The 14204-nt window shown below is 42.7% G+C and carries 15 protein-coding genes; 7 read left to right on the forward strand and 8 right to left on the reverse strand.

The genetic code is table 11. The features are described 5' to 3' along the window. Positions 1 to 408 precede the first annotated feature (408 nt). Positions 409 to 2100 (forward strand): hypothetical protein, encoded by a 1692-nt coding sequence (locus MJZ25_01530; GenBank protein ID MCQ2122843.1) that lies wholly within the window; start codon positions 409 to 411, stop codon positions 2098 to 2100. After that, positions 2097 to 2957, forward strand: coding sequence for an ABC transporter permease (locus tag MJZ25_01535; protein ID MCQ2122844.1), 861 nt, complete (start codon positions 2097 to 2099; stop codon positions 2955 to 2957). The genes MJZ25_01530 and MJZ25_01535 overlap by 4 nt, the downstream gene beginning before the upstream one ends. A gap of 5 nt (positions 2958 to 2962) precedes the next feature. On the opposite strand, the gene MJZ25_01540 is transcribed toward MJZ25_01535, so the two are convergent. The 7 genes from MJZ25_01540 to MJZ25_01570 all read right to left on the reverse strand — a co-directional run bounded on the left by MJZ25_01540 (position 2963) and on the right by MJZ25_01570 (position 8491). Beyond that, positions 2963 to 3367, reverse strand: a complete 405-nt coding sequence (locus tag MJZ25_01540; GenBank protein MCQ2122845.1) for a type II toxin-antitoxin system VapC family toxin — start codon at positions 3365 to 3367, stop codon at positions 2963 to 2965. After that, complete coding sequence (locus MJZ25_01545) at positions 3367 to 3588, reverse strand: hypothetical protein (protein MCQ2122846.1); 222 nt, start codon at positions 3586 to 3588, stop codon at positions 3367 to 3369. The genes MJZ25_01540 and MJZ25_01545 overlap by 1 nt, the downstream gene beginning before the upstream one ends. 94 nt (positions 3589 to 3682) lie before the next feature. Continuing rightward, positions 3683 to 4555: an ORF6N domain-containing protein gene (locus tag MJZ25_01550; protein MCQ2122847.1), complete on the reverse strand. Its 873-nt coding sequence runs from the start codon at positions 4553 to 4555 to the stop codon at positions 3683 to 3685. Between the two features lie 336 nt (positions 4556 to 4891). Then, a complete protein-coding gene (locus MJZ25_01555) occupies positions 4892 to 5305 on the reverse strand; it encodes a putative toxin-antitoxin system toxin component, PIN family (GenBank protein ID MCQ2122848.1) in 414 nt (137 codons plus the stop codon). A 2-nt stretch (positions 5306 to 5307) separates the two neighbouring features. Beyond that, positions 5308 to 5595 (reverse strand): hypothetical protein, encoded by a 288-nt coding sequence (locus MJZ25_01560; GenBank protein ID MCQ2122849.1) that lies wholly within the window; start codon positions 5593 to 5595, stop codon positions 5308 to 5310. 548 nt (positions 5596 to 6143) lie between these two features. Further along, on the reverse strand, positions 6144 to 7172 hold the full coding sequence (locus MJZ25_01565; GenBank protein MCQ2122850.1) for an ORF6N domain-containing protein: 1029 nt from the start codon (positions 7170 to 7172) through the stop codon (positions 6144 to 6146). Positions 7173 to 7441: 269 nt separating this feature from the next. Further along, positions 7442 to 8491, reverse strand: a complete 1050-nt coding sequence (locus tag MJZ25_01570) for an ORF6N domain-containing protein (GenBank protein MCQ2122851.1) — start codon at positions 8489 to 8491, stop codon at positions 7442 to 7444. Between the two features lie 187 nt (positions 8492 to 8678). Here MJZ25_01570 and MJZ25_01575 point away from each other — a divergent pair, with 187 nt between their 5' ends. The 4 genes from MJZ25_01575 to MJZ25_01590 are packed head-to-tail and all read left to right on the forward strand — an operon-like array spanning position 8679 to position 12355. Then, entirely contained in the window at positions 8679 to 9980 is a 1302-nt protein-coding gene (locus MJZ25_01575) for an ABC transporter ATP-binding protein (protein ID MCQ2122852.1), read from the forward strand. After that, a complete protein-coding gene (locus tag MJZ25_01580; protein ID MCQ2122853.1) occupies positions 9980 to 11149 on the forward strand; it encodes a CDP-glycerol glycerophosphotransferase family protein in 1170 nt (389 codons plus the stop codon). The genes MJZ25_01575 and MJZ25_01580 overlap by 1 nt, the downstream gene beginning before the upstream one ends. Then, on the forward strand, positions 11146 to 11550 hold the full coding sequence (locus MJZ25_01585) for an adenylyltransferase/cytidyltransferase family protein (protein ID MCQ2122854.1): 405 nt from the start codon (positions 11146 to 11148) through the stop codon (positions 11548 to 11550). Before MJZ25_01580 ends, MJZ25_01585 begins: the two co-directional genes overlap by 4 nt. Beyond that, complete coding sequence (locus MJZ25_01590) at positions 11519 to 12355, forward strand: hypothetical protein (protein ID MCQ2122855.1); 837 nt, start codon at positions 11519 to 11521, stop codon at positions 12353 to 12355. Before MJZ25_01585 ends, MJZ25_01590 begins: the two co-directional genes overlap by 32 nt. A gap of 24 nt (positions 12356 to 12379) precedes the next feature. Here MJZ25_01590 and MJZ25_01595 read toward each other — a convergent pair whose 3' ends face one another. Further along, positions 12380 to 12661 carry a hypothetical protein gene (locus MJZ25_01595; protein ID MCQ2122856.1) on the reverse strand — a complete coding sequence of 94 codons (282 nt, stop codon included), beginning with the start codon at positions 12659 to 12661 and terminating at the stop codon, positions 12380 to 12382. A gap of 184 nt (positions 12662 to 12845) precedes the next feature. Here MJZ25_01595 and MJZ25_01600 point away from each other — a divergent pair, with 184 nt between their 5' ends. After that, entirely contained in the window at positions 12846 to 14204 is a 1359-nt protein-coding gene (locus MJZ25_01600) for a putative DNA binding domain-containing protein (protein MCQ2122857.1), read from the forward strand.

Raw genomic sequence — 14204 nt, forward strand, 5'->3', positions numbered from 1 at the left:
AACACCACGGTAGCCGTTGTTGTATACAAGGACAAAATGGAATACAGAGCTAGTGGAACCGTTCAAGTAAATGGTGGCGACTGGAGTTCTGATAAGGGTAAGGCATACGATCGTATCCGAAAGCTTTTGGCAGAAGCGGGCTTTGATAAAGTCTCTGTACAAGCAAAGAATCCCAAGGACGGCGGTTGGTCTAGCTATGGAGTATTAATGTCTGCTGACGGAACATGCAAATTCTTCTCTAGCGAAGAAGACATTAACCTAGGCGGCACTTCTGGCGGAAGCTACGAAAGCGCCATCAGCAAGGCATCTGGCAGTGGTTCTTCCAACATCGAACTATTCATGGGTGCAAACAAGTAATTTTGCATTGGTAAATCTTTGGTTCCTGCCTTAGTCATAAATCTGTTTTTCTTGGCCCTATGCCTTGTCTTTGGCGACCTGAAATTCGGCGCCATTGATGACTATTTTATGGCTGCGGTTCTGACCGGCGCCCACGGCACTGATTACAACCCTCACCTGCTTTTTGTTAACGCACTTTACGGCTACGCGCTGCTCCCGCTATACAAGCTATTCCCTACCATCGGCTGGTATTACATTGGAGAAATATTCAGTGTTTTCCTGAGTTTTACCACCATCAGCTATATCATTATTAAGAAGATGGGCAAGCAGTGGGGTACGCTTATTGCAACCGTATTCGTAGCCCTGTTTGCTAGCGACTTTTACTTGGTTGTGCAATTTACCCAATGCGCCAGCCTCCTTAGCGCCACCGGCATGCTGGTTTTTGCAAACGCCGTGTACGAAGGCCGCCGCGCCCCCGGAGACTGTCATCCCGGCCCCCGTGCCGGGATCTCCCTTTACCTGCCTTTCATCTACGCCCTTTTCCTCCTTCTCTGGGGCTCCATCATGCGTTGGCAGGCCTTCCTTATGGGCATGCCTTTCTTCTGCATTGGCCTCCTGTTCCTTATCAAGCAATGCTGGGCTCGCAAAATTCCCGTCATCATTTCTCTCGCCGTAATGTTCATTGCCGCCTTCGGCCTGCAACACTGGGACCGCAGCCTTTACGACACCCCGGAATACAAGCCTTACATGGAAATCCAGGGTCCTCGTGCAACCCTTGGCGACGGTAGCAACTTTAACGACAATGCAATTTACGAAGACCTTGAAGAACTGGGAAAATCCGGTAAAGACTACCATCTGCTCAAAAACTGGACGTTCTACGACACAGAAACATTCCAAAAAGATAGTATGCAGGCTATCGTAAATGCTGCAAGCTATTACAAAGCTAAAAATGAACGTAGAACCATTCCCGCATTATTGCTAAGCTCTCTATCTCACAGTTTACAGATGCCCATGTTCTGGACCTGGTTTATTTCATGCCTTATCATCCTGGTCACCAACCGAAGCAAATTCCCATACCTATGGGCAACACTGGGCACCACATTTTTCTTGATGACTATACTCCTTGCACAAGATCGTTTAGTTTATCGCGTGGAAAGTGGTTTTTGGCTCTACTCAGCCATGCTAGCGGAGCCTCTATGGAATCAAATCAAGAACGAAAAACTGAACCAAATTTTCAATAGCAGAACAATCTACGCCACTCTCGGCATTATTGCGCTAGCCAACATCGTCTCCTACGCCTCTTCTGGCGACATGGTTCGCGACCCCAGTAGCGGCAAAACAAGAACCTTGACCATCGAAGACTCCACCGACTACAAGCAAGTCTTTGACTACATCGACAGCAACCAAAACAAGATGTTTCTGCTGAGCATGAACGCCTATATGCGCTTTAGTCACCACAAGATGCCGCCCTACAAGGCGGAACCCATTGGCAGCTATCGAAACACAATCAGCTTTGGTTATTGGACTCCCTACCTGCCCGAAATCACTCGGACCTTGGCAGAGTATGGCATCACAAACCCCATGCGCCAAGTTATCGACAGCAACGTCATCGTCATCAACGAGCCTATGCTCGGCGATTTCCTGCTCCGCCACTACTATGGCAGTGACTCTCTGGGAAACGAAACAAAGGACACTATCATTGTGGACTCCCTCCGATCCTTTGGCGAAATAAATTTCTACAAATACAGGCTGGTACACAAATGAGCGAAATGAATAGCGAGAAATGGACCACCGAAATCAAACCCAAGTCTAGCCTGTTAAGCGTAGACTTCAAAGAACTTTGGCAGTACCGCGACCTTTACAGAATGTTCGTAAAGCGCGACATTGTGACTTGGTACAAGCAGACCATCCTTGGCCCCCTCTGGTTTTTTATTCAGCCCATCATGACAACCATTATGTTCATGGTGGTATTCGGCGGTATCGCAAAAATCAGTACCGACGGTTTGCCACAGCCCCTGTTTTACCTTGCAGGCATTTGCCTTTGGCAGTACTTTGCAGAATCCCTGAGCCAGACCAGCAAAACCTTCATCGACAACGCCAACGTTTTCGGCAAGGTCTACTTTCCCCGCCTGGTGGTGCCTATGGCCACCGTCACCAGCAACCTTGTGCGCCTGGCAATTCAAATGGGCCTATTCCTGATTGTATCCGCCTACTACATGATTTTTACCAGTGCACCGGTGCACCCCAACATTTACGCCCTTTTGACCCCAGTACTTATTTTGATTCTAGCAGGTCTCGCCCTTGGTTTCGGCATCCTCTTCAGCAGCCTTACCACCAAGTACCGCGACCTTACATTCCTCCTCAGCTTTATTGTGCAGCTGTGGATGTACGCCACCCCCGTCATCTACCCCATGAGCACCATTACCGACCCCCGCCTCAAAATGCTGATGCAGGCCAACCCCCTCTCCAGTATCATGGAAACATTCAAGTTCGGCATGCTGGGCGTCGGCGAATTCAGTTGGTGTGCACTAGGCTACAGCGCTGCCTTCGCCGCAATTCTACTGGCATTGGGCATTATTGTATTCAATAGGATTCAGAAGACCTTTATGGATACGGTGTAGTTTAGTTACACAGACAAAACACAAGGTTCATTATAGCCTGGAATCAAAGAATCGTGCGTAATGAACTTAAAGCCTTCGACTTTAGCTTGAGCAAGCATAATTCGATCAAACGGATCCTTATGGGGAAGCACATTCGGTGAACGCCGCAAGGTTTCCAAAGATTCAACATGTTTGTTCTCTACAGGCAAACCAAACAAGCCCATTTCCGAACACTTCTCTGCATATTCTTTTCCCGATACAAGCATGAGTCCAGGATTTCGTTCATGTTTTATGGCAACTTCCCATACAGATGCTGTACTAAAAAAGAACTGATGTGCAGGATTTTGCAACATCGCACGTACTGACGAGGGCAATTTTTCGCTATCCACTAATGCCCATAGAATTACGTGAGTATCAAGAAGGTATCGCATTAAGCCCCCTCGAACAACTTCGCAATTTCATCATTATCGGAATCAATATCGTAGCCATCAGCCACCAACTTTTGATTCCGACAAATCCCGATTTTACAAACTGTACGAGGAGATTCACTTGATTTCAAGTGCAAACGATCTAAAATTTCGATAAAGAAAGCCAAGTCCGCATCAGACATGACACCGACCTTCTGAATGACTTGTTCTTTTAACGAAGACATAGTTTCAATATACATATTCATTTTCCTTTCCGTTTTACAGGCGTGAATAAAAAACGGATTCACCTTGATTAGACTGCACAAACACACACTAGTTTTATAAAATTGACAAGACTCTCGCGTAACAATCCACCAAAACCTTCTCGATCAGCTCGTGATAGACTTCAGGGTATTCAATGTCGTCTATCGTTGTCACGCGCTTTCCCGCATCTTTGGATGAAGCGCCACAATGGAACATCTTTTCATGGTCTGTTTTGTAATCCAACACAATATAGCGATCATGGAATATACCGCCTGCAGGCCTCCGCTCAATATCCACATCAGGCCTAGCAGCCTTGAAGTCGTCAATCATCGTTTGAGTTAAAGCGCAGCCATTCCGCTGGTCGCTAAAAATCGTCACATTCACATTCTGAGCAACACCTCGCAATAAATCCAGTGTTTTTACGCCAACAAAATCATCAAACAAGAAAATCGACTTCTGAGCCATGCCATAAATCTGCGTGTAAGCGACATCAGCCTCTAGTTTTTGCCCATTCAGAATCAAGTGGTGCTTGTAAGTAGATGGATCGTGAAAAAACTCCATGACCTTGCCCAAAGAATCTTGGGTTTCATTCTTGAAAACGCTAAAATCAGAGCGAATTTCGGCGATTTCATGAGAGTGTTGAGTGGTCTTACTTTGAGCGACAGCCAAAGGACCTTTTAAGACCGACATGAGCATGTAAATACCTTGTTCGGTAAACGCGTAAGGCAAGTAGCGTAAACCACCCCAACTTGAGGTCGTTTTTTCCAACCTCAAGTTCAAAGAGAGAACTTCCTCTTTTGTGAGCTGAAATCTGAAATCATCATCAAAACGTTCAATATTGGCTTTAACCTGTTCATTAAAACGCTTGGTACTATACCCATAAATTTCCGCCAGATCGGCATCTAGCATCACCTTTACACCGCGAATAGTGTAAACCTTGTTCTTCAAGAACCTCTACGCATGCTGCCGAGGGGCCGATTCCCCTCAGAGGTCCTGCGGAAATGCGATTGCACGTTCCAGCGACACATGGCAGAGAGTTAATCACCTCTCCAATTTCAGCTAAGAGGATTAATTCTCACGACAACAAAGATACACAAACGTTCACAACTTATCAAGATTTTTTTTACGTTCCCCGGCAAGCCGGGGCGGGCTCTCGCGTTATAAAATTTTCGCTATCATCTAACCAAAACATCTTACGCGAAAATTTTTCCGTTCAGCCTCGCTTCGCGAGTCCGAATGGCTTCGCCACTTCGATCCCTAACGCAAATTACACAAAAGCCCATCTCAATCAGCGTCAAAATCACGGGCAAACGATTCCAGTGTTTTCAGATTTATTTTAGGAAAGCTTACATCTTTAAGTTCTCTAAAATGTGAATCGTCAGAAACAATGTAATCAGCTTGACACGCAAAGGCGCAGTCCACAAACTTATTGTCGTCAGGGTCCTTCTTTATTAGCCGCAACCTGAAGAACGGATCTTTTCGAACAACATTAGAAGAAAACTGAACAGTTCTCATAAACATTGTTGCAACAATGTCTGCAGCCTTCTGACGAAAGATTTCTTCATATTCCAATAGGATTTCTGTTGAAACGCAAAGTACATATTCTTCGTTCAGAAATTTCTTCCACAAAAAATGGTAGGGAGACTTACTACCAAGCATCTGCAGCATGGCATTCGTATCAATAACAATCTTTCGCATGACTACCCCCGATAAGGAGTACGAAGATGTTCTGATTTCAGCTGTTCCAGTTTTTCCTGGCCGAAAGATCCGTCTTCCCAACGCTTATCAAGCTCTTGTTCAAGACGTTCTGCATAAAAATTTTTAAGAAGTTTTGTCAACGCAACCAACTCTTCTTCACTAGTAACGCTAGCGAAGGACTCAACTACCAGCATTTGAGCCGGATTCAGAGAAGCCAAAGTCAGTTCGTCAGTCATAAAAACTCCCGTTTGCTCTTGGCTAATATAGATATTATTCTGCATTTGTTGCATAGTAATTTTCCTTTCCGTTTTACAGGCGTGAACAAAAACGGCTTTACTTCAGCTAGACTGCACAAATATACACTAGTTTTGTAAAATTGACAAGACTCTTGCATAACAAAAATTAATCCCTAACGAAGAATTCTTAAAGGATGCCACCAGTTTTTGACAATTTGCACATTCACACTTAGCCAATATTCTACAACAAAAAATTGTCACTTACGGCATTTTTTTGTTACACCATGTACACAATTATAAATCCTAATTTCTATTGAAATTTATAACCAGATTTTCCCAGCGTGGTTCAAGGTCAAAAATTTTGACCTTGATAAGGAACGTGAAAACTTGAAATCCATTTTTTGGACATCAAGTTGCAAAAACGCATCTCTAGCCACCAACTTGAAATCACATTTTGTGATTTCAAGGAACGAAATTTTTGTTCATTCAACAACAGCAAAAATAGCGTTCTCCCCAAAAAACTTGAAGCCGTTTTTTTTTCGACCTCAAGTTCAAAGTAACAAGGAGAACTAATTCTTGAGGTGCAATTTTTGCACCTCAAACTAAACTAAATCACCCAACACTCCCTCGATCAGCTGGTGATAGACTTCAGGGTATTCAATGTCGTCTATCGTTGTTACGCGCTTTCCAGCGTCCTTACTTGACGCACCACAGTGGAACATTTTCTCGTCATCCAGCCCATAATCCAGCACGATGTAACGATCGTGAAATATACCGCCTGCAGGCCTCCGCTCAATATCCACATCAGGCCTAGCAGCCTTAAAGTCGTCAATCATCGTTTGAGTTAAAGCGCAGCCATTCCGCTGGTCGCTAAAAATCGTCACATTCACATTCTGAGCAACACCTCGCAATAAATCCAGTGTTTTTACGCCAACAAAATCATCAAACAAGAAAATCGACTTCTGAGCCATGCCATAAATCTGCGTGTAAGCGACATCAGCCTCTAGTTTTTGCCCATTCAGAATCAAGTGGTGCTTGTAAGTAGATGGGTCGTGGAAAAACTCCATGACCTTGCCCAAGGATTCCTGAGTTTTCAGAGACTCCACCTCCAAACGAGCCACATCCGTGCGAATTTCGGCTATTTCGTGGGAATGTTGAGCCGTGAGGGTTGCTATTTGAACACAGTTGGAACAACCTAGCAACTGCTGATTTTCAGAGGCAATAAAGTCCTTCATTTCTTTGAAAAGACGGACAATGGCAATACTCTGTTTTATAGCCAAATCACCCTTAAGAACGGTCATCAACATGTAAATACCTTGTTCTGTAAAGGCATAAGGTAAATAGACTCGCCCACCTTTCACCCCTTTGACCTGCATCGAGGTGCAATTTTTGCACCTCGATAATTCAGCAATTTCGTCCATAGTCAACTGAAATCGGAAAATCTCGGGAAAACGCTCTATATTATTCTTAACCTGCCTATTGAAATCCTTGGTACTATACCCATAAATTTCCGCCAAATCGGCGTCAAGCATCACCTTTACGCCGCGGATGGTGTAAACCTTGCTCTTCAGCAAATTCTCGTCAATGAGGGCAATTTCTTTCCCCGTAACAGGGGCTTCTTTCTTCTTCATAACAAACCTTCTGCAATACAAGCAAAAAAATCACAGAATATATCAATAGTGGCGCATTCTAGGCCGTGACAAGCCAAACCAGCGCAAGGTTCATCACAAAGATATACAAACGTTCACAACTTATCAAGATTTTTTTTACGTTCCCCGGCAAGCCGGGGCGGGCTCTCGCGTTATAAAATTTTCGCAAACATCTAGCCAGAACATCTTACACGAAAATTTTTCCGTTCAGCCTCGCTTCGCGAGTCCGAATGGCTTCGCCACATCGATCCCTAACGCAATTTCAACACTCCCTCGATCAGCTGGTGATAGACTTCAGGGTATTCAATGTCGTCTATCGTTGTTACGCGCTTTCCAGCGTCCTTACTTGACGCACCACAGTGGAACATTTTCTCGTCATCCAGCCCATAATCCAGCACGATGTAACGATCGTGAAATATACCGCCTGCAGGCCTCCGCTCAATATCCACATCAGGCCTAGCAGCCTTAAAGTCGTCAATCATCGTTTGAGTTAAAGCGCAGCCATTCCGCTGGTCGCTAAAAATCGTCACATTCACATTCTGAGCAACACCTCGCAATAAATCCAGTGTTTTTACGCCAACAAAATCATCAAACAAGAAAATCGACTTCTGAGCCATGCCATAAATCTGCGTGTAAGCGACATCAGCCTCTAGTTTTTGCCCATTCAGAATCAAGTGGTGCTTGTAAGTAGATGGGTCGTGGAAAAACTCCATGACCTTGCCCAAGGATTCCTGAGTTTTCAGAGACTCCACCTCCAAACGAGCCACATCCGTGCGAACTTCGGCAATTTCTTTCGCGTTTTGGGCCATAAGAGTTGCTATTTGAACACAATTAGAACAACCGAGTAACTGCTGGTTCTCTGAGGCTATGTAGTCCTTCATGTCTTTGAAAAGACGGATTATTGCTTTACTTTGCAGCGTTGCAAGACCACCTCTAAGAACCGTCATGAGCATGTAAATACCCTGCTCGGTAAAGACAAAAGGAAGTTTTCTTGTTCCGCCCCGTCCAGTTTTTGATGTCAAATTTTTTGACATCAAACGTTTGAATTCATCATCCGTAAGTTGGAATCTAAAATCATCGTCAAATTTGTCGATGTTTAATTTCACCTGCTGATTAAAAGCTCTCGTCTCATACCCGTAAATTTCCGCCAGATCGGCGTCAAGCATCACCTTTACACCGCGAATGGTATAAACCTTGTTCTTCAGGAGATTTTCATCAATAAGGACTATTTCTTTCGTTTTCTCGGCAACATTGGCCGGAACAGCACTACTCCCCGCAACAGGGGCTTCTTTCTTCTTCATAACATATCCTTTCCGTTTTACAGGCGTGAACAAAAACGGATTTACTTCGGTTAGACTGCACAAATATACACCAGTTTTACGGGTTTGACAAGACACTTACAATAAATTTTTTCACTCTTCCGCAAATCCCCATTCCCGCCTCCCCCGACCAGACTTGGGCTCCATATTTTTTACTACATTCCCGAACATGGCTACCGCAATTGAATTCGAGAACATCAGCAAACAGTACCGCCTGGGCTTGGTAAGCACAGGCACCCTGAGCCACGACCTCAATCGATTCTGGCAGACCAAGATCTTGCGCCGCGAGGACCCCTACCTCAAAGTGGGCGAAACCAACGACCGCGCAAGCAAAGGTTCCAGCGACTACGTGTGGGCCCTGAAGGACATCAACTTCAAGGTGGAACAGGGCGACGTCGTGGGCATCATCGGCCGCAACGGCGCAGGCAAAAGCACGCTCCTCAAGCTGCTCTCCCGCGTGACCGCCCCCACCACGGGCATCATCCGCGCCAAGGGCCGCATCGCAAGCCTGCTGGAAGTGGGCACCGGCTTCCACCCCGAAATGACCGGCCGCGAGAACATCTACATGAACGGTGCCATCATGGGCATGACCCGCGCCGAAATCTCCCGCAAGCTAGACGAGATCGTAGACTTCAGCGGCTGCGAACGCTACCTCGACACCCCCGTCAAGCGCTACTCCAGCGGCATGACCGTCCGCCTGGGCTTCGCCATCGCCGCCCACCTGGAACCCGAAATCCTCGTAGTGGACGAAGTGCTTGCCGTAGGCGACGCCGAATTCCAGAAGAAAGCCATCGGCAAGATGCAGGACGTAAGCAAAGGCGAAGGCCGGACCGTACTGTTTGTAAGCCATAATATGGGTGCCGTCAGGAATTTGTGCAAGACGGGGATTGTGCTGAACCAAGGACAAGTTGCATTCAGCGGAAGTGCGGAAGAAGCAATTGGGTTTTATACAAGTAACAATATTACCGATTTCTCGCAACACAAGAGAATAGACAATTCAATGCGAGAAAAAGGACATACTGGCGAAATAACCATTGAGGAAGCTTGTTTACTCAACAATGCTAGAGAAATCGGAACAGACGAACCGATTGAAATAGAATTAACCCTTCAAAAGCATTTCGGCAATGCAACCAAGTGCAAGTACTCCGTAAATATTTTTGACGATTCCGATACAAGAATTCTTGGTTACGTAACAAACGATGTTTCCATCCCTCAACACACAAACACATTCAAGGTTCATTTAACTCTAACAAACCATTCTCTAACACAAAGAAAGTACAAAATAAGCCTGAATGTAGGATACAAAGACTTTGGAGCAAATGTTCAAAATTTTGATGTCATCAATCGTGGAGTGCTAACTTTTGAAATTAAATATATTCAGAAAAAAAACAATATAGAATACTCCTGCTGGGACAGAAATTGGGGAGCAATCCTCCATCAAGGTCAGAATATAAAAGCTGAGATAATATAATGTCGTTGAGAGAATATCTAAGAAGCAACCGCTTTATAGCGTTTCTTTACTGGCTACCCGTTCATATTCTTATTCTGTTTTCAAAAATTCTTCCCCTGCAAAATAAAATAGTTTTTTCAAATTTCTCTGGAAAAGGCTTTGCAGATGACCCAAAATACATATTATTACAAATTGCTAGGCAAAACCCAAAGATAAAATTGGTTTGGCTACTAAATGACATTAACCAACATCTACCACCAACGGTAAAAAAAGTAAAATACGGGACTCCGTGGGCCACCTACCATTACACAACTGCAAAAATATGGATAGATAACGTAAAGAACAATCCAAAGCCCACTAAAAGAAAAAAACAGTTCTATCTACAAACATGGCACGGTTCATTCGCGAATAAAACGGTCGAAAAAGATGCCGAGCCGTATTTGGACAAAAACTACATTGAAGTTTCTCAAAAAGACAGCCAAATTATTGACTTAATGTATTCAAACAATGATTTTAAAATCAATTTATTTAAAAACTCTTTTTGGTATAATGGTCCAGTCATCAAATCGGACTCTCCTCAATTAGCTACTCTACTCAATCCTCCACCACGTTTAAAAACAAATATTTGTTCGTCGTACCAAATTGACGACAACAAAAAAATTCTTCTTTATGCTCCAACTTTTCGAAAAAACTTTAATGTAGACATATATAAATGGGACTTTAAAGCGGTATTAAATACTCTTGAAAAAAAATTTGGCGAGCAATTCGTACTGTTTTTTCGGTTACATCCAAACATTTCAAATCTTGTAAATTGCGGTATTTTTAACCAAAACATCATTAATGTAACATCATACCCGGACATGGACGAACTTATGGCCATTTCGGACATCATGATTACAGACTTTTCTGGAGTCGCATACGATATGGCTCTAGCAAAAAAGCCCGTATTCTTATTTGCTAAAGATTACGAAGATTACATAAAAAATGATCGTCCTCAATATTTCGAACAAAAAGATTTACCGTTTTCCTTTGCAAAAACAGAAGATGAATTAAAAGAACACATTCTGAACTTTCAAGAAAGCGCATACCAAGAAAAGACTTTGGACTTTTTCAATAAAATTGGCATGCAAGAATCTGGCAATGGAGCTGAAAATATTGCAAACATTGTTTTGGAGCAAATCACCAAATGAAAAAAGTTTTTACAGTTGGAGTTTTTGATATTCTTCATATTGGTCATTTCTACCTATTCAAAAAAGCCCGTGAACTAGGCGATTTTCTCACAGTTGCAGTACAGGAATCTGAATTCATCAAGGAACATAAACCTAATGCGCAAATGGTTTATTCCACCGATGAACGGATATTTATGGTACAATCAATCCGATTTGTCAATGAGGTTGTTTCATACAGCAATGTAGACGACATCATTGACAAAATTGATTTTGATGTTTTCGCAATAGGCCCTGATCAAAATCACGAAGGATTTCAAAAGGCCATAAGTTGGTGCAAAGAAAACAACAAACAAGTTGTATTATTACCTCGGACAGAAGGGATTTCGTCCAGTGCATTACGAAACTATCTTAAAGACAAGTAAAATCATTGGCGTTCTCGCAACGATAATTTTATTGGTCATACTGAATTTATTTTTATCTCCAGTAGATAAAAACAAATATTCACACATACCTGAACGGGACCTTCCTCAAAAAAAGTATGTTGGTCACGCAAGATTCCTAAGCGATTCACTAAAAAACAATTCAATCGCACTATATGATTATCTTGTAAAAAAAGGCATAAAAGTCATAGAAACAGACATAATCTTTTCTAAAGACAATGTTCCAATACTATCACACGACAATGAGCTTTTCCCAAACTTCAAAATCAAAGAAAATATAGCTTGCGACAGAAATGGTAAACTTTTGGATACATGGGGGGGGGGGGTGGCAACATTATTCGATTTAATTGATTTTGCCAAAGAGAACGATATTTTTCTCCAATTAGATCTTGAAAAAAACATCCTTTCAAACGAACAAATTCATATACTCTACAAATCAATAGAAAATGCAAAAATGCTAAATCAAGTGATTTGGGAAATCAACGACGAAAACTTTGAAAATTTTTCGGCATTAAGCAAAGAACTCATTTATCAATTTGACAACGCGTGGAATTACAACAGGCTACACAACCTAAAACGCCACCAAAAAAAGGCAAAAGCAATTTACCTATCACAATATTTTCAGCAACTTCCTCCAGATACTTCTTTTAAAGACTTTTTCAAGCAAGCTCACACCAACGGATTTCTAGTCAAAGTATGCTGCATCAGCGATTCCAATGCTGCAAGTAAATTGTGGGATGATGGAGTTGACCTGATAGTAATCGATAAATTGATTAAAGGACCTTGAGAACATTCCTCCATCAATTTTCAGTTAGTCATCAGACGATTCTTTCAAACAACCAACACAATCTTCAGGCGTCGAATCAAGAACATCCTTTATTGCACCCATAAGTTCCTTTCTGTCACACAAAAGCTCGCCTTTTGAAATTTGTGAATTTCCTAATTTGCAAGCATCTTGTAATTTACCTTCATCAATAACGTACTCGTATCCGTGAACATCACATGTTTTACAAGCATTCACCCGTTTAAGGATTCCCATAGCAATTCTACGTAAATTTTCTTGATCCTCAAGCATGTGTTTTGCAAAACCCATCTTAAACCTCCTCTTTGAAAAAAAATCAGTATCTCTCCTACAATCTATAATAAACAAAAAGCTACGTCAAGTCGCCCCCCCCCACACACAAAACGCTCAAAAAAAATGGACGCTAAAGGCATTTTTGTCTGTAACAAACCAACATCATTGCCTCTCCCCAAAACAATAATCTATATTGTTTACTATGACACCCAGCGAACTCCAAAAGATTATTGAATGCGGCGAAACCAGTAAAGTCCAATTCAAACAAGAATTCACTAGTCAAAAGCAAATCGCATCAGAAATGATCGCCTTTGCCAATTCAAAAGGTGGAATAATCATCTTCGGAGTAAAAGATAAGACAGGAATAGTCACTGGATTATCAGCAAAAAAAGTTCAGCAAGCCTCCATCGATTTAGGTAATGCAGCTACTAAACAAGTTAGACCTGCAATATATCTAACAACTGAAGTCGTCGAAGTTAAAAAAAAGTCCTACGTTCTTGTAGCCCACATCAATGAGGGCGTGAATAAGCCCTACAAGGACCTTAACGGGACAATGTGGGTAAAACAAGCTGCAGACAAACGCAAGCTAACCGAGAACTGCGAGATACTATCTCTTTTCCAAGATTCCCAAATGTACAAACCCGAAACTGCAGCCGTTCCGGGAACATCCATCAAGGACTTCGAAACCACCCACATCAATGATTTTTTTCAAAAAGTCTACGGAAATGACAAAGAGGATTTCGGCAAGCCTCATAAAAGTATCTTAACAAGCCTCTGCGCAATGAGAGAGTCCGGGGAGGCAACCCAGGCCGGACTATTATTTTTTGGACGCAACCCGCAAAAATATCTAAAGACCTTTAAAATAAAAGCTGTTGCCTTTTACGGAAATGACATTGGCGATACCGAATATCAGGACAGCAGAGACATCGAAGGAACAATCCCCTTCATGTACAAAGAAGCCCTTGCATTTTTAAAGGCGAATTTAAAGCACAAACAAAAAGGACAGAGCTTCAACTCCACCGGCATCCTTGAAATTTCAGAAATTGCTCTAGAAGAAATTTTGCAAAATGCGCTGGTGCACATTGATCTACTACAACCATCCTCGATAAAAATATTAGTCTTCAAGAATCGTGTAGAAATCATCAACCCTGGTTCTCTTTACAACGGGCTTACCATTGATGCGATAAAAATGGGCGTTTCTAGCGCTCGTAACCCCACCATAGCCAATCTCTGCTCTAAGGTCCTTGTTTACAGAGGACTCGGTTCTGGCATTATACGAGCAACCAAAGAGTGTTCCAATATTGATTTTGTCAACGAGCCCGATGCATCGCAATTTAAAGTTATCATTTGGCGGACCGACGATAAACCGACGATAAATGATATCGAGAGCATGATCATCGATTTTCTAAAGCAAAACGGGACTTCAACATCAAAAGACATTGCGCGCCACATCGGAAAGAAAATCACACAAACAAAGACCTACCTGCAGCGTCTAAAAGAAGCTGGATTTATCAGCTTCATGGGTGAAAACAAAAACAGAACCTACTCTCTAAAGCGATAA

Origin of the sequence: Fibrobacter sp. (assembly GCA_024399065.1) — a bacterium.
Taxonomy (GTDB): domain Bacteria; phylum Fibrobacterota; class Fibrobacteria; order Fibrobacterales; family Fibrobacteraceae; genus Fibrobacter.